We start from the raw sequence: 15,770 nt of genomic DNA on the forward strand, positions 1-15,770 counted from the left end.
ACAAAGGAAGAGGGCCGTGGGCCTGGTTAAATATCAATTTTCTGAATCTTTCAAGCTTTTGCGAAAGTGATTTTGTTGTTTGTACAAATACGCTCTGCATATTATAATAATGATGATTTGGATAAGGAGACAACAATGTGGAGGCACTGTCATTGAATGAACTTGAGCAAGGCCGTTACCTTAGTCCGCGCGGTCCGATTGGGCTGATGAGCCGGGTCTACAAGTACGTGCTGCCGGAAGTGCGAACATGTCTTGATTTCTGGCGCAGGGATGCAGCCGGGATACCTGATCCCGAGCTCCGCAAGCAAGCGCTTGCCAGCATTGAAACGAAGCAGTTTCATTGTGAGGGCGGCGGGATATATGCTGCCGGCAATTTGTCGATGAGACATATACTGATTCCGCTAATTGTTGCTTATCAGACGATCAGTGATTATTTGGACAACCTGTGTGACCGCAGTACTTCGCTTGACCCTGCCGATTTCCGGCTGTTGCATCAATCGATGCTTGATGCAATTACCCCCGGGGCAGAGCTTGTGAACTATTATGCCCTGCGCACCGAGCAGAATGACGGCGGATATCTGCACAGGCTGGTGCTTACCTGCCAGGAGATGACCGCCAAGCTTCCGGGATACGCTGCGGCCGCTGAAGAGATTCGCCATCTGGCCGTATTGTACACTGATCTTCAGGTCTACAAGCATATCCACCCGGACCTCAGGGAAGCTGCCCTGAAGGAATGGTGGGAGAAGGAGGGCCATCTGGCACCTCACCTTGAGTGGAATGAGTTTGCTGCCGCAACCGGTTCAACCCTTGGTGTATTCATGCTTTTTCTTGCTTCCTGTGATCCTAAGCTGAGCACCTCTGCAGCGGCTTCGATTCGTGCTGCTTACTTCCCGCATGTGTGCGGACTGCACATTATGCTGGATTATCTGATTGACCAGGACGAAGACCGGGCCGGAGGAGATCTCAACTTCTGCAATTATTATGAAGATACGGATTCGATGCTGAACCGGATCGCTTCCATCGTGGAGTGGGCCCGCAGGGATGTGCAGAATCTTCCTGAGACCTCAATGCATCGTATGGTCATCGAAGGGCTTCTGGCACTTTATTTATCCGATCCGAAGGTCAGGGAACAGCGGGAGGTCCGCCTGGTATCCCGACGGCTGATGAGAAGAAGTCCGCTGACCCGGCTGTTCTTCTTCGTCAACAGCCGGTGGATTCGCAAACACATGTATTAATTGGACTCAGATGCAGCCGGAGCTTGCTTCCTTCAGGCAGAGATCCGGCGCAATTTTAAGGAGGAACTTACAGAATGTCAAACGTCAAAAAAATTGCAGTACTCACCAGCGGAGGCGACTCCCAGGGCATGAACGCCGCAGTGCGTGCAGTAGTCCGCAGCGCAATCTACTTCGGGATTGAGGTATTCGGCATCCAGCGCGGGTATCAGGGGCTGCTGAACCGTGACATTTTCCCGATGGATCTGCGCAGTGTAGGTGATATCATCCAGCGCGGCGGTACGATTCTGCAATCGGCACGCTGTCTGGAGTTCGTGAAGCCTGAAGGCCAGCAGAAGGGGGCTGACATCCTCAATGAGCTGGGCATCGACGGCCTGGTGGTTATCGGCGGTGACGGTTCTTATCAAGGGGCCAACAAGCTCAGTAAGCTGGGAATCAAGACTATGGCTCTGCCGGGTACGATTGATAATGATATTTCGTTCACGGATTATACAATCGGCTTCGATACCGCTGTAGGGGTTGTAGTTGATGCCATCAACAAACTGCGGGACACCATGTCTTCCCATGAGCGTTCCTCTATCGTTGAGGTTATGGGACGCCATTGTGGTGATATCGCGCTTCATGCCGGCCTGGCTTCCGGAGCGGAGACCATCCTGGTACCTGAGATGCCATATGACCTGAATGAAGTGGCTGACCGGATGAAGGATAATTTCGCCCGCGGCAAGCGTCACAGTATCGTCATTGTGGCTGAAGGTGTAGGCAAGGGAGAGGACGTTGCCCAGGCCCTTAAGGACCGCCATGCTTCTCTGGATGCCCGTGTCACTGTGCTAGGTCATATTCAGCGCGGCGGTACGCCAACACCGGGTGACCGCAACCTGGCCAGCCGTCTGGGCGATTTCGCAGTGCGCAAGCTGATCGAAGGCGAATCGGATAAGGCCTGCGGAATCATCAAAGGTGAGCTCGTGCTTACGGATATTGATAAAGTCGTCAATACCAAGAAAGATTTCGACCTGGAGCTGTACGAACTGGCGTCCCGGTTGTCCCAGTAAGATTAACGGTATCATAGCGCTTCGGCATCATTACGGCGGACCTTCTCTTTGAACAGAGAGGTCCGCTTTTTTTGTCTTGACATATACCCCCACCCGTATATAATAATACCCGTAGGGGTATACAAGACGAGGAGGATAATACAGATGGGCAGAACTATAGTCATTATCGGCGGCGTTGCCGGAGGAGCTTCGGCGGCTGCACGCTTAAGAAGATTAAATGAAGAGGACCGGATTATTATTGTTGAACGCGGCGGGCATGTATCTTTTGCCAACTGCGGGCTGCCGTATTATATCGGAGAGACCATTGATTCACGGGAAAAGCTTTTTTTGCAGACACCGGCGGGAATAGAGGCGCGTTTCAACATTGAAGTGAATGTCTTTACGGAAGCGACGCAAATCGACCGCGAACGCAAGGAAGTCCATTGCCGCAATGTTACTACCGGGGAGGTCATGCAGCTTCCGTATGATATCGTTATCCTCTCCCCGGGGGCGAAGCCGGTTGTGCCCCCGATTCCGGGCCTGGCAGCGGCGGAGAATCTGTTCACGCTGCGGAACATCCCGGATACGGACCGGATCAAAGCTTATGTTGATACCCGTCACCCCGCACATGCCACCGTGATCGGTGCCGGCTTCATCGGGCTTGAAATGGCCGAGAATCTGCGCGAGCGGGGGCTTGCCGTCACCGTAATTGACCGGGGAGAGCAGATCTTAAGTCCGCTGGACCTGGAAATGGTACGTCCCCTGGAAGCGCATATGCGTCTTCATGGCGTAGAGCTGCTGCTGAATGAAGGCGTGGAGGCTGTAGAAGAGCAGGGCAGACAGCTTCGCCTCTCCTCCGGTGCGGAGCTGGAGACGGATATGATTATTATGGCCATCGGCGTCAGCCCTGAGAATGATCTCGCCCGCAGCAGCGGCCTGGAGCTTGGCGTAAGGGGAGCTGTGAAGGTCAATGACTCGCTGCAGACCAGTGATCCGGCCATCTATGCGGTCGGGGATGTCATTGAGGTGAAGGACCGTGTCCAGGGCTTCGATACGATGGTGTCACTGGCCTGGGGCGCGAACCGGCAGGGACGTCTGGCTGCCGATCATATCAATGGGCGTGAAGCATCATACACAGGTGCGTTAGGAACCGCAATTATCAAAATCTTCGATCTGACCGCTGCCCTTACCGGCAATAACGAGAAAACTCTTAAGCGTCTGGGTGTTCCTTATGAAGCTGTGCATATCCACCCTAATTCCCATGCCGGATATTATCCGGGCGCTGCGCCCATCGCTTTGAAGCTTCTGTTCCATCCGCAGACGGGGGAGATCTATGGAGCACAGGCGGTAGGCAGCTCCGGTGCGGATAAAAGAATCGATGTCATTGCTACCGCCATCCGCAGCAGATTGAAGGCCGGAGAGCTTGCTGATCTGGAGCTGGCGTATGCGCCGCCGTATTCCTCTGCCAAGGACCCGGTGAATATGGCCGGATATGTAGCCTCTAATGTAATAGAAGGGCTCGTCCGCAATCTGCAGTGGCACGAAGTGGATGCTTTTGCAGGCGGCGGCGGACTTATTATTGATGTCAGGGATCCAGCGGAGCGGCTGACTGGCTATATTCCGGGTTCGCTCAATATTCCGCTGCCTGAACTGAGAGACCGGCTTGCAGAAATTCCGCGCGGCCGGGAGATCGCTGTATCCTGTCAGGTCGGGCTGCGCGGCTATATTGCAGCAAGAATGTTAAGCCAGCATGGTTACCAGGTACGCAATGTGGATGGAGGCTACAAGACCTATGCAGCCATGGCTGGTGAGAAACCGGAAGCTGCTGAACCGCCGGAAGGGCAAGAACGCCAGCCATTGCAGTCCGTACCGCCCTTACTGCCAGTGAAGAATGCGGAGTCCCCATCCGCCAGTAAGCCTCTGGTGCTTGATGCTTGCGGTTTACAGTGCCCGGGCCCTATACTCAAAGTGTATGAGACGCTGCAATCGATGGAAGAGGGGCAGCAGGTGGAGATTACCGCGACCGACTTCGGCTTTGCCGCAGACATCAGGCAGTGGTGCAGCAAGACGCATAATACGCTTGAAGCGGTGGATGTCACCGGCGGCAAGGTGAGAGCCAGAGTACGCAAGGGACAGTCCAGGGAAGAGGGAGCGCCCCTGCAGACCGCGCAGGCCACACAGGCTGCACCCCTGGAAGGCACCACCATGATCGTGTTCAGCGGTGATCTGGACAAAACAATTGCTTCCTTCATCATTGCTACAGGTGCTGCAGCGATGGGCAAGCAGGTGACGATGTTCTTCACCTTCTGGGGCCTGAATGTACTGCGCCGTGATCAGGCGCCGCGGGTCAAGAAGGGCGGCCTTGACAGGATGTTCAGCAGCATGATGCCGAAGGGAACGCGGAAGCTGCCTTTGTCCAGGATGAATATGGGCGGGCTGGGTGCGAAGCTGATCCGTTACACCATGCGCCGCAAGAATGTAGAATCTCTCGAGAATCTGATGCAAGGGGCACGGAATGCAGGAGTTAAGCTGATGGCCTGCACCATGAGCATGGATATTATGGGAATCCGGCAGGAAGAGTTGATTGAAGGCGTTGATTTTGGCGGTGTAGCCAGCTATCTGGGGGCCGCAGAGGATTCAGGCGTGAATTTGTTCATCTAGAGGAGGCGAAGGGCAGTGGAATATGACAAGGCCGTGCTCAACCGGCTGAAGCGGATAGAAGGACAGGTACGGGGTGTGCTCGGAATGCTGGAGGAAGGGAAGGATTGCCGGGAGATCGTCACCCAGCTGACGGCCATCCGCACTGCCGTAGACCGCACAGTCGGAGCAGTCATCGGCGACAATCTGGAGCAATGCATTCAGGAGGAGCTGGCCCAGGGGAATTCTCCTGAGCATGTCATTAAGGAAGCGGTCGCGCTGCTTGTGAAGAGCCGGTAACCGTAGAACAGCCACAGACGAAGGGGGAGAATCTCCCGGACGCCGGTGGCTGTTTTTGTTTTAAAGTTTTTGCGGCTGGAATCTTCTCTGGACTCTAACGAGCCGGGCCAAGAGCAGAATGGCGCCTATCCCGAGACCGGTGATCAGCCCGATCCAATAGCCGTAAGCACCCAGGCTGCTGTAAGTGGCGAGCAGATAGCCGACGGGCAGACCGATTACCCAATAGGCGATGAAGCAGATGACAAAAGCCGGATTCACATCCTTGTAACCTCTCAGCACACCTTGGGTTGGGGTAGCGATGGCGTCGGAGATCTGGAAGAAAATCGCATAGATCAGGAAATGTTGAATCAGCGAGATGACCTCAGGCTCATCCGAGTACAGTCCGGCGACATGATTGCCGGCAAACAGCAGCACCAGCGCTGTCAGGAGAGACAGGACTGCTGCTGTCCCAATTCCCATGATGCTGTATTGGCGCGCATCCTTCAGCCTGCCCGAGCCGCTCTCGAAGCCAACCAGAATGGTCAGGCTCATGCAGATGCTCAGCGGGATCATGTACAGGGTGGAGGCGAAGTTGATGGCCGCCTGGTGGGCAGCAATGGTTACCGTATCGAAGCGGCTCATCAGCAGGGTTACAGCCGAGAATACCGCCGTCTCAAAAAAGATGGAGAAGCCGATCGGCACGCCAATCTTCAGCAGCTCCTTAATGCTGGAGAGAGACAGAACATAGAATCTGCGGAAGATTCTCAGCCCTCTGAAGGGCTCAGTACGGTAGACCAGCAGCAGAGCAATCAGAAAAATTACCCAGTAGGTAATAGCCGAAGCTACACCCGCGCCCACTCCGCCGAGACGGGGAAAGCCGAATTTCCCGAAGATCAGCAGATAGTTCAGTCCTACATTGACCGGCAGCGCGATCAAGGTAATGAACATTGAGACACGGGTCTGCCCCAGCGCATCAATACAGCTGCGGACTACGGTGTAGCCGAATAACGGGATAATTCCGAAGGAGATGGCCTGCAGGAATCGCAGGGCGATATCGCGCACGGCAGGCTCCAGATTCATAAAGTTCAGGATGGGGGTGAGCGAGAGTCCGCCCAGCATCAGTACTAGCACGGATACGATCAGCGAGAGCCAGATGCCCTGCATGACCTGGTTGGCTACATCCTTGTCCTGCCGGCTGCCGATGAGATGGGAGACAATAGGGGTGATTCCCATGAGGATCCCGCTCAGGCCGGTCTGAATGGGGATCCACAAGCTCGTCCCGATCGCCACACCGGCGAGGTCGTTCGTGCCGAATTTGCCCGACATATTGGTATCGAAGAAGGTGATAGCGGACAAGGCAATCTGCGTGATCAGAATAGGAAGCAGGATATGCAGGAATTGCCCGGCCTTTTGTTTAATAGTTGAAGTCTGGTTCATTGTAATTTACGGCTCCGTTATCGTTGATTTGGGATGGAGTGGAACGCTATGGCGGATTCCAGCAAAAGAACCCGGCAGCTGCCGGGCTCAGTGTATAGCTAATGGATGCATCTGATAATTGCTGAGTATGGTAGTATTATTGTTCGTATTTCACGTCGGACGTATAGCGGTTATTGGCATTCCAGAGCAGGAACTCGTCAATATTCTGATCCTTCAAGGCCCGGATCTGGTCTTCAACCTGCTTCTTGCCGTATTTAACATAATGACCGCTGCCCAGCCAGCTCGCAGTGAAGTCCTGAATCCACGGGCGGATCACCGGCTTGTAGCTCCCCAGTGGGTCCAGCTTCTTCCGGGTATCGATCATAGATCCCTTGATGGTTGCATACGGGTCCTTATCCGGGTCCTTCACATCGAACCAGCCAGTTGAATAATGGCTTGGATAGACCATAGGACTGATGACATCGACGTTCTTCGAGATCTTCACGAAATCCTGGCCAATGCCCTCGGCGGCGGGTACAGAGGCGGCATAGCCGAAGATATCAACGGAGGTGCGGACTCCAAGCGGTGCCAGCTCAGCCTTGGCGTATTTGACAAAGTCTGCAATAATCTCCACGCGCGGTCTGTCGCTCTTCGTGTACTTCAGCTTGTCGGCGCGCTTCTCGAAGCCTTCCGGGAAGCGTACATAGTCAAACTGAATCTCCTTGAAGCCGAGCTTAACGGCTTCCTTGGCGATATCTACATTATACTTCCATACTGCTTCATTATAAGGATTGACGAAGCTGTCTCCGCCTTTGTTCGCCCAGACGGAGCCGTCCGGATTGACGAAGGACAATTCCTTATTCTTCTTGGCCAGCACGGAATCCTTGAATACTACGATCCGGGCAATCGGATAGACGTCATGCTCCTTCAGACGTGTCATCAGCTTGTTGATGTCGCCAATGAACGGCTGGGGATGGCCCATCCGCTGCAGCTCAGGGTTATCCGTCTTGTAGGTGATGTATCCGGCGTCATCCTTGATGTCGATGACCATGGAATTGAGCTCGGTCTTGTCGAGCAGTGCCAGTAGGGTTTCCATCCGCGCACCCCCTGCACTGTACGCGGTAACGTAGATGCCTTTGACCTTGGGAGCATCCGGCTGCGGGTCGGTATGTAGCGCTGTGTCAGGTGCGGCACTTGGCGAAGGAACCGGTGAGGCAACGCCTCCTCCGTTTGGTGTTACTGCCGTTCCATCCGGATTCGTGGTCTGCTCTGCGACGATGGGGGGATTCGCGGCGCTCTGCAGGACGGCTGCCACATCTGCCTCATGTCCCTGATTCGGGACACCGACGCCTCCCAGGGCCATCATCAGTAATGCCCAGGTGATATTCATGTTCTAATTCGCTCCCTTTATGTACATTCCCTATAAAGTATAAAGTAACGGATGCACGCAAAAAGAACAGACTTGTAACAATACCCGTATTTTTTTGACGTGTGAAACCGCTCTTGTTGTTAATAAACGGGAAGTACAGATTTTGAACCGCAAATGTAAAAAGTAATGCCGCCCGGACCGGCCCGAAGGCCCGCATCCCAGGCGGCAGCTATCACAACTTGCTCTTAAAGCAGCTTGCTCCAATGCTTAATGAAGATACGCAGAATTCTGGTGTTCGCAAATGCTGTAGTGGATGATATCCATGGCATCTGCAGGCTCCAGAATATTCAGGCCGTCACGCAGAACGATTACGGAATTGAGTTCGTCCTGCTTGAGAAACGGTATCATATCCGGATACCACTTCATGACGATTGCTGACAGTTTTACCGTTTCCATTTCCACAAAAATCACCCTTTCCTTTTTCGAATCGACTGAATGAGAATTCAGGGTCCACCCGGAAAAACGAAGTGCTTGGAAAAAAGAGGGTAAATCACAATCTTCATGAAATTGTTGAGGTCCTGCGTATTAATAATATACCACAAATTTGATGATTTAGCATTTCTGGCAGCTTATCTTTTGCGGAATGAGCCCATAACCCCGACGGTTTCAACAATATTTACAAAAGCCTGCGGGTCGCTTGTCTTAATGATGCGCTTCAGCTCGGCCAGCTCGTAACGTGTGGTTACAGTCATTAGCATGTCCCGTTCTACGTGAGAATAAGCACCTTCGGTCTTAAATTTGGTTACGCCGCGCTGAAGCCCCAGCAATTGCTGCAGCAGCTCATCGGTCTTGTTGGTGATAATGTAGACGGTGACCTTGATATGGCTGATATGAATCAGGTCCACAACCTTGCCGGTGACATAAATGGAGACCATCGAAGCCAACGCAAGATTCCAATTTTCATCAAAATAAGCAGCGGCCAGGATGACCAGCCCGTTGAGGCCGACCAGCACATTGCCCACCGGGAAATCGCGGTAGCGCGTGATAATGGAGCCCAGAATATCGAATCCGCCCGAAGAACCGCCTACACGGAAGGATATCCCTGCGCCCACCCCAACCAGCACGCCACCGAAGACGGAGGCCAGCAGCATATCTGAGGCCACCTGTTTGACCGGGACTACGGTCATCAGCCAGGTGGTAGCCCCGACAGAGACCATGCTGAATATAATAAATCTGCGGCCAAGCTGGAACCAGCCGGCAACCAGCAGCGGCACATTGAAGAGCAGGTACAGCAGACTGATGTTAAAGGGGGTGAAATAACCGACCAGCATGGCTAGCCCGGATACACCTCCGCTAAGCAGTCTGTGGGGGATCAGGAACAGATTGAAGCCGCACGCGATCATTGCTGACCCGAACAGAACCGTCATAACGCTCCCGAATAATCTTAGTTTTGCCAAGCAAATTCACCTCTGATTGTAATGTGAGTGTTGTGATTTAAATGTAAGTAATGAAAGTAAGGAATACACTGGTATTCCTAATGAGGTTTGTGATATAATGTATAGGATATTCTTGAGTAGGACGTTACAATGGTATTTTTGCATTGCTTAGAATGCGAAGTTACAATTGTCAGGTGTATGTAGTGGCCTGATCATAGGACATAATTATGTCCCAATACGCGACTAAACCATGCAGGAAATACGGCATGATTGGACAGCCTATAAATGTGTTTACCGCTACTTAAGAATACAGACAAGCATGTGGAATGTCCACTGTATAGAAGGAGCATGAATAATTTGAAAACATTCGCAGAATTCGGCTTGGAGCCAAAGGTGCTTCAAGCAATCACAGAGCTAGGATTTGAGGAAGCAACACCCATCCAGGAGCAGGCTATCCCGCTTGCGCTGACCGGATCAGACCTGATCGGACAGGCACAGACGGGAACAGGTAAGACTGCTGCCTTCGGGATTCCCCTCATCTCCAAGATTGCACGGGAAGACGAGAAAATCCTTGCCTTGGTAATGACCCCGACACGTGAGCTGGCCATTCAGGTTGCTGAAGAGATCGGCAAGCTGACCCGTTTCAAAGGACTTCGTTCACTGGCCATTTACGGCGGGCAGGATATCGGCCGCCAAATCCGCGGACTTAAGAAGAAACCTCAGATCATTATCGGTACTCCGGGACGTCTCCTGGACCACATCAACCGCAAGACCATCCGCCTGGATGATGTTCAGACCGTTGTACTTGACGAAGCTGATGAAATGCTTGACATGGGCTTCATGGAGGATATCCAGACCATCCTCAAGCTTGTACCTGAAGAACGTCAGACCATGCTCTTCTCGGCTACTATGCCTCCTAACATTCAACGCCTTGCCCAGCAGTTCCTGAAGAACCCGCAGCATGTATCCGTCATTCCTAAGCAGATCAGCGCACCGCTGATTGACCAGGCTTATATTGAAGTTCCTGAGCGCCAGAAGTTCGAAGCGCTGAGCCGCTTAATCGATATGGAATCTCCAGATCTGGCGATCGTCTTCGGCCGCACCAAGCGCCGGGTAGACGAGCTGTCCGAAGGCCTGCAGAAGCGCGGATATTCCGCAGACGGGCTGCATGGCGACCTGTCGCAGAACCAGCGCGATGCCGTAATGCGCAAATTCCGCGACGGAAGCATTGATGTCCTGGTAGCTACAGACGTAGCGGCACGCGGTCTGGACGTATCCGGTGTAACGCATGTTATCAACTTCGACCTTCCGCAGGACCCTGAGAGCTATGTACACCGCATCGGCCGTACCGGCCGTGCCGGTAAGGAAGGTACCGCATGGTCCTTCGTGACTCCGCGCGAGATCGATCATCTGCACCTGATCGAACGTGTGACGCGTCACCGCATTACCCGCAAGCCGCTTCCTACCATGGCTGAGGCGATTGAAGGGAAGCAGCGCATTACAGCAGAACGCCTGCTCGGCATGGTTGAGGTCGGCGAGCTGAATGAATATAAAGGCATTGCGATTCAGTTGCTGGAGCAGTACGACTCTGTTCAACTGCTGTCTGCGGCTATGAAGCTGCTGACCGGCGACAACAAGGATACGCAGGTCGAGCTGACACCGGAAGATCCGATCCGTGCTAAGCGCCGCGGCGGCAAGTATGATATCCGCAGCGGACGCAAGCCTAACAGCGGCTATGGCGGCAACCGTACAGGCTCCGGCTCCGGCGGCGGCTACCGTGGTAACCGTGACGGGGGAAGCGGCGGCGGCTACCGCGGCAACCGTGACAATGCCAGCGGCGGCGGAAGCACCCGCGGCGGCTATAGCAGCGGCTACGGCGGCAACAGCGGAAGCAGCTATGGCGGCGGAAGCAGCTACGGTGGCGGTTATAAGGGCAACCGTGACGGGGGAAGCCGTAATTCCGAAGGCAGACCTTCCTCGCGTCCTGCAACAAGCACCCGTCCTGCCAAGCAGGACTACGATGCTTAAGCTAATCTCATGACACCCTGAAGAAGACGAGCAGCCTTTTGCGGTTGCCGTCTTCTTCTTTTTGTCTCTGAATTCACTTAGATGATAAAAGTACGGCAGATGATGACCAGCAGGATGAAGAGAACGAGAATTGTGCCGGTGGAAGTCCAGGGATGGCAGCAGCCAGGTGCAGACATGAGGTCAACCTCCTTTGTGCAATGGTGAGTAGTTGCGGTTACAATCCTAATATATGGATGGATAATAGTGCTTGCTTAGACACTTACCTAGAAGTTGTAAACTTGGGCGCTGGAAAAGTCCGGTTCAAACAGGTATAGTTAAGTTATGCATGATGCACCAGATAGACAGGAGGAAGGGAATTGGAGTTTAAAGGAGCAATGGGCGGTTTATACCGCATCACAGAATGGATCTCGCGCATCGCCTTCAGCAATATTTTGTGGGCGCTGTGTTCGATTCCGTTCCTGTTCGCGGGAATTATGAAGATTATTATGCTGGGGTCGGAAGCAGGCGGTCCGGATGAGCAGATCGTACTGAACTGGATTCTTGGCGTATTCGCACCCTTCACGGTATTTCCCGCAACATCGGCACTGTTTACCGTAGTCCGCAAATGGGTGATGGGCAATACCGATGTAAGCACGTTCCGCACTTTTTTTCAGGGGTACAAAGAGAATTATTTCAAAAGCATGATAGGAGGGCTGATCTACACCCTGCTATTTGTCGTTATGTACGTTGATGTGACCGTATACATGACACAAATGCCCAATTTCAAAATCGTCGGCATCCTGATGCTTGTGCTGATGATTATTCTGTTTGTGTCCATGTTTAATTTCTTCTCCATCGTGGTTCACTACCAGATGACCTTTAAGGAAGTGATGACCAACTCCATTCTGCTCACGATCGCCCGGCCGATTCGTGTGTTCTCCACTTTGATTGGAGCAGGCGTTCTTCTCTATATAGGCCTGCGGTATCCGGTACTCTATGTCATTTGTATTCCTACGCTGATAGCGATGCTCGCCTTCTTCAACTTCTTCGCAACCTACAACAAGCTGCAGCTGCAGGTCGAGAAGAAGAAGCTGGCGGAGGAGCAGGCGGCTCTGGAGGCGGCTGGGCAGGACGATGATTATGACGATGACGACGACGATGAGGAAGAAGAAGAGAAAAAGAAGGTTAATTTGGACAAGCAAGCGGATACAGACCCGAAACGGATTTAACACCGCCCTGATGTAACAGTCCAAAGAAGAAGGATTAGAACACGGAGTGTTAATTAAAGCGCATACAGGTTTACTTTTTCGTCAAAACGCAATATAATGTTAATAAATCCTGCGATGTACGTTATGGTTGCTCGTTGTTTTGAACCAATGATAATGTCTTGGGAGATCTACATGAAGCGCAGCTGAACAGCCCTGTCTATACGACTTGGGGAATTCAAAAACGACTTCTGCGGTCACCCACCTGCTATAGCAGGTTCAGAAGACACTGCAGCCGGACGGCATAGGCGGGTTTTCCACTGTTATCGACAAGGCACCCTGTATACTGCTTAGCGGCAGGCACAGGGTGCCTTTTTGAATAGAGCCTTAAATGGAGTAATTGCCCGGTGAAAGTGAGCAATGCCCTTTTGTTCCGGGGACAAGAGTGTTACACTTAAGGTAGTGAACTAGGGATTTGAAGAGGGGGAAGAATTTTGTCGTTGAAAAGAACCTTGGTCGGTTTATTCCGCAGCCATGACGGGACAAGCGACCGCGCAAAAGATCCGGCACTGAAAACGCGTTATTACAATCTATCCAAAGATAAGGCGTGGGATGAAGTCTCGGCAACGCTGAAGAAAATTCCTGGGTACAAGGTCTTGCACGAGGTGCAGTCTGTGGGAGAGATTACCCTGGAGAAGCGGACCGGGCTTGGACGGACGCTGGATATCACCGTATCTGTGCTGAGCACCACGCCTGTACGCTGTGCTGTAGACATATATTCAGCATCCAGAGGATCGCTTGGTGATCTGGGCGCCAATTACCGCGTCATTCAGCGCCTGTACCAGTCCCTGGACAAGAAGCTGGGCAAATATAAGGTGGATTAGCATACAGCAAAAAGCGGAGAAGGCTGGCCTTCTGCCGCTTTTTTCAAAATATAAGCCGGGATGATTCCCTTTACAGCAATGCCTTCACTGCTGCGATGGCAGCATCATAATCCGGGTGCTCGGCCATTTCGCTGAGATATTCCACATAGGCCAGCTTGTCGTTCTTGTCCACTACGAAGATGGAACGCATGTCGAGGCGGAATTCCTTGATCAGCACGCCATAGGCTTGTCCGAAAGAAGCAGTCTTATAATCGGACAATGTAATGACACTGTCAATGCCGGCCGCGCCGCACCAGCGTGACTGTGCGAAGGGCAGGTCCATGCTGACCGTAAGGATAACTACATCGTCGCCGAGCCCGGCGGCTTCTGTGTTGAAGCGGCGGGTCTGGGCATCACACACACCGGTGTCCAGGGAAGGTACAACGCTAATCAGCTTGATTTTGCCGGCATAGTCGGCGAGGGTGGCTTCTTCCAGCAGATTCTTGCTTACTGTGAATGCTGGTGCGGTATCCCCGGCCTTAAGTTCCGGTCCTAAGAGAGTAATAGGGTTGCCCTTGAATGTAGCTGCGCCTGTTCGTTCTTGCGTCATGTCCTTGTATCCTCCTTGAATTGCAATATTGGTGATTTGGTGCCAGAATAAATTATAAGCTTTTTGCAAGCCGCATGTCCAACTGGACAACATACATAAAAGGATGGGTGTTATGATTTTCATACGATATGAGAAGTGGAGAAGCTACCTGCGGTATTATCCGGTGACCTGTGCTCTGATCCTGGCCAACGTGGTGATGTTCATTGTACTGACGCTGAATGGCGGCTCTACGAACCTGTACACGCTTGTTGAATACGGGGCAACGGTTAATGTCGGTCCGGAGAAAGAAGAGCTCTGGCGTTACGCCACCGCTATGTTCCTGCATAACGGCTTCGCGCACCTGTTCTTCAACAGCTTCGCCCTGCTGGTATTTGCCCCGCCGCTGGAGCGGCTGATGGGCTGGTGGCGTTATGCGCTGCTGTATCTGGCCGGGGGCTTCCTGGCGAACCTGCTGGGTGTAGCGGTCAGCAGCCGCGGGGACCTTGGCATTGTCTCTGTAGGGGCTTCAGGAGCGATCTACGCTGTATATGGAGCCTTCCTCTACATTGCCGTGCTGCAAAGGGCGCTGATGGATGAGAACTCGCGCAAGACGCTTTACGGGTTGCTGGTGATGGGGATTATAATGTCCTTTGCAACGCCGCGTGTAGATTATACTGTCCATATTGGCGGCCTGATCGCCGGATTCTTCCTGTATGGACTGATGATCCGTGTATTCAAAAGAAACAGACGATAAGGAAGGGTGTAGACGTGGAGCTTAGACAGCTGCAGTATTTTCTCAAGGTTGCCCAGAAGGAGCATGTCACCAAAGCCGCAGAGGAGCTGCATGTTGCCCAATCTGCTGTCAGCCGCCAGATCCATCAGCTTGAGCAGGAGCTGGGGGTGGAGCTGTTCATGCAGAAAGGAAGGAATCTGCAGCTTACCCCGGTCGGGCAGCTGTTCTGCAAAAGAGTGGAATCGGTGCTGAATGAGCTGGACCGTTCGGTAGCGGAGGTGCATGAATTCCTTGATCCGGAGCGCGGCGAGATTCGTATCGGCTTCCCGCACAGCCTGGGGACGCATCTTATTCCTTCGATTGTGGCGGAATTCCGCAGCCATTATCCCCATGTAAGATTCCGGTTCAAGCAGGGGACCTACCCGTCCTTGATTAAGGATGTGATCTCGGGGGAAGTGGATCTGGCGTTCATCTCCCCGTTCCCGGAGAATGTTGGACATGTAGCCGGAGATATTGTGATGACGGAAGAGCTGTTCGCGATTCTGCCGCAGCATCATCCGCTGGCGGGCGAGAAGGTGATCCGCCTGGCACAGCTGCGGGATGAGAAATTCGTGTTGTTCAGCCAAGGATATTCGCTGCGGCCGATTGTGTGGCAGGCCTGCCAGCAGGCCGGATTCAAGCCGCAGATAGCTTTTGAGGGCGGCGAGACGGATACAATCCGCGGTCTGGTTGCCGCCGGAATGGGGGTAAGCCTGCTGCCGGAGATGGCGCTCTACCAGACCAATCCGATGCAGCCCGCCCAGGTAAGGGTGGTAGAGCCTGCAGTTACCCGGACCGTAGGGCTGATTCACCGGGCGGAGGGGAAGCTTCCGCTGGTGGCCCAGTCGTTCCGCAACTTCCTGCTTACCTATTTCAAAGACAGACACACAGAGAATACCCCGGTCGGCTCGTAGCCGACCGGGGTATTCTCTGTAGT

Annotated in this window: 15 protein-coding genes and 1 other RNA gene; 10 read left to right on the plus strand and 6 right to left on the minus strand. The window is 53.2% G+C overall.

Going from position 1 to position 15,770, the window contains the following annotated elements; genetic code table 11:
* Positions 1-152 precede the first annotated feature (152 nt).
* The 4 genes from K1558_RS00115 (at position 153) to K1558_RS00130 (ending at position 5,197) form a co-directional block, all read left to right on the plus strand.
* Positions 153-1,235, plus strand: a complete 1,083-nt coding sequence (locus K1558_RS00115) for a tetraprenyl-beta-curcumene synthase family protein (protein ID WP_238649350.1) — start codon at positions 153-155, stop codon at positions 1,233-1,235.
* 74 nt (positions 1,236-1,309) lie between these two features.
* Positions 1,310-2,281: a 6-phosphofructokinase gene (gene pfkA, locus K1558_RS00120; RefSeq protein ID WP_238649351.1), complete on the plus strand. Its 972-nt coding sequence runs from the start codon at positions 1,310-1,312 to the stop codon at positions 2,279-2,281.
* Positions 2,282-2,425: 144 nt separating this feature from the next.
* Complete coding sequence (locus K1558_RS00125) at positions 2,426-4,921, plus strand: CoA-disulfide reductase (protein WP_238649352.1); 2,496 nt, start codon at positions 2,426-2,428, stop codon at positions 4,919-4,921.
* A gap of 15 nt (positions 4,922-4,936) precedes the next feature.
* On the plus strand, positions 4,937-5,197 hold the full coding sequence (locus K1558_RS00130; RefSeq protein ID WP_238649353.1) for a metal-sensitive transcriptional regulator: 261 nt from the start codon (positions 4,937-4,939) through the stop codon (positions 5,195-5,197).
* Between the two features lie 60 nt (positions 5,198-5,257).
* On the opposite strand, the gene K1558_RS00135 is transcribed toward K1558_RS00130, so the two are convergent.
* The 4 genes from K1558_RS00135 to K1558_RS00150 form a co-directional block, all read right to left on the minus strand.
* Positions 5,258-6,613, minus strand: coding sequence for an MATE family efflux transporter (locus K1558_RS00135; RefSeq protein WP_238649354.1), 1,356 nt, complete (start codon positions 6,611-6,613; stop codon positions 5,258-5,260).
* A 136-nt stretch (positions 6,614-6,749) separates the two neighbouring features.
* Entirely contained in the window at positions 6,750-7,982 is a 1,233-nt protein-coding gene (locus K1558_RS00140; protein ID WP_238649355.1) for a putative glycoside hydrolase, read from the minus strand.
* A gap of 246 nt (positions 7,983-8,228) precedes the next feature.
* Complete coding sequence (locus K1558_RS00145; RefSeq protein WP_238649356.1) at positions 8,229-8,417, minus strand: hypothetical protein; 189 nt, start codon at positions 8,415-8,417, stop codon at positions 8,229-8,231.
* A gap of 173 nt (positions 8,418-8,590) precedes the next feature.
* Positions 8,591-9,388 (minus strand): YitT family protein, encoded by a 798-nt coding sequence (locus K1558_RS00150; protein ID WP_238649979.1) that lies wholly within the window; start codon positions 9,386-9,388, stop codon positions 8,591-8,593.
* 366 nt (positions 9,389-9,754) lie between these two features.
* Between K1558_RS00150 and cshA the strand changes: the two genes are divergently transcribed.
* Positions 9,755-11,425, plus strand: coding sequence for a degradosome RNA helicase CshA (cshA, locus tag K1558_RS00155; RefSeq protein ID WP_274528319.1), 1,671 nt, complete (start codon positions 9,755-9,757; stop codon positions 11,423-11,425).
* Between the two features lie 77 nt (positions 11,426-11,502).
* On the opposite strand, the gene K1558_RS00160 is transcribed toward cshA, so the two are convergent.
* Positions 11,503-11,601, minus strand: coding sequence for a YjcZ family sporulation protein (locus K1558_RS00160; protein ID WP_238649358.1), 99 nt, complete (start codon positions 11,599-11,601; stop codon positions 11,503-11,505).
* Positions 11,602-11,781: 180 nt separating this feature from the next.
* Here K1558_RS00160 and K1558_RS00165 point away from each other — a divergent pair, with 180 nt between their 5' ends.
* From K1558_RS00165 to K1558_RS00175, 3 genes are all read left to right on the plus strand, one after another.
* Positions 11,782-12,633, plus strand: coding sequence for a YesL family protein (locus K1558_RS00165; RefSeq protein ID WP_238649359.1), 852 nt, complete (start codon positions 11,782-11,784; stop codon positions 12,631-12,633).
* 103 nt (positions 12,634-12,736) lie between these two features.
* Positions 12,737-12,928, plus strand: a non-coding RNA gene (gene ssrS, locus K1558_RS00170) — 6S RNA.
* Positions 12,929-13,103: 175 nt separating this feature from the next.
* Positions 13,104-13,493: a DUF1499 domain-containing protein gene (locus K1558_RS00175; protein ID WP_238649360.1), complete on the plus strand. Its 390-nt coding sequence runs from the start codon at positions 13,104-13,106 to the stop codon at positions 13,491-13,493.
* A gap of 70 nt (positions 13,494-13,563) precedes the next feature.
* On the opposite strand, the gene tpx is transcribed toward K1558_RS00175, so the two are convergent.
* Positions 13,564-14,082, minus strand: coding sequence for a thiol peroxidase (gene tpx, locus K1558_RS00180; protein WP_238649361.1), 519 nt, complete (start codon positions 14,080-14,082; stop codon positions 13,564-13,566).
* Positions 14,083-14,194: 112 nt separating this feature from the next.
* Here tpx and K1558_RS00185 point away from each other — a divergent pair, with 112 nt between their 5' ends.
* Both K1558_RS00185 and gltC read left to right on the plus strand, forming a co-directional pair.
* Positions 14,195-14,815 (plus strand): rhomboid family intramembrane serine protease, encoded by a 621-nt coding sequence (locus K1558_RS00185; RefSeq protein WP_238649362.1) that lies wholly within the window; start codon positions 14,195-14,197, stop codon positions 14,813-14,815.
* 14 nt (positions 14,816-14,829) lie between these two features.
* Positions 14,830-15,747 carry a glutamate biosynthesis transcriptional regulator GltC gene (gltC, locus tag K1558_RS00190; RefSeq protein WP_238649363.1) on the plus strand — a complete coding sequence of 306 codons (918 nt, stop codon included), beginning with the start codon at positions 14,830-14,832 and terminating at the stop codon, positions 15,745-15,747.
* Positions 15,748-15,770 lie beyond the last annotated feature (23 nt).

The organism is Paenibacillus piscarius (assembly GCF_022234545.1).
GTDB classification, from domain to species: domain Bacteria; phylum Bacillota; class Bacilli; order Paenibacillales; family Paenibacillaceae; genus Paenibacillus_AQ; species Paenibacillus_AQ piscarius.

Excerpts from the sequence above, each read along its gene's own strand:
- pfkA (WP_238649351.1), top strand. The coding sequence starts at position 1,310 with ATGTCAAACGTCAAAAAAATTGCAGTACTCACCAGCGGAGGCGACTCC.
- K1558_RS00125 (WP_238649352.1), top strand. The coding sequence starts at position 2,426 with ATGGGCAGAACTATAGTCATTATCGGCGGCGTTGCCGGAGGAGCTTCG.
- K1558_RS00135 (WP_238649354.1), bottom strand. The coding sequence starts at position 6,613 with ATGAACCAGACTTCAACTATTAAACAAAAGGCCGGGCAATTCCTGCAT.
- K1558_RS00140 (WP_238649355.1), bottom strand. The coding sequence starts at position 7,982 with ATGAATATCACCTGGGCATTACTGATGATGGCCCTGGGAGGCGTCGGT.
- K1558_RS00145 (WP_238649356.1), bottom strand. The coding sequence starts at position 8,417 with ATGGAAACGGTAAAACTGTCAGCAATCGTCATGAAGTGGTATCCGGAT.
- K1558_RS00150 (WP_238649979.1), bottom strand. The coding sequence starts at position 9,388 with ATGACGGTTCTGTTCGGGTCAGCAATGATCGCGTGCGGCTTCAATCTG.
- K1558_RS00160 (WP_238649358.1), bottom strand. The coding sequence starts at position 11,601 with ATGTCTGCACCTGGCTGCTGCCATCCCTGGACTTCCACCGGCACAATT.
- tpx (WP_238649361.1), bottom strand. The coding sequence starts at position 14,082 with ATGACGCAAGAACGAACAGGCGCAGCTACATTCAAGGGCAACCCTATT.
- K1558_RS00185 (WP_238649362.1), top strand. The coding sequence starts at position 14,195 with ATGATTTTCATACGATATGAGAAGTGGAGAAGCTACCTGCGGTATTAT.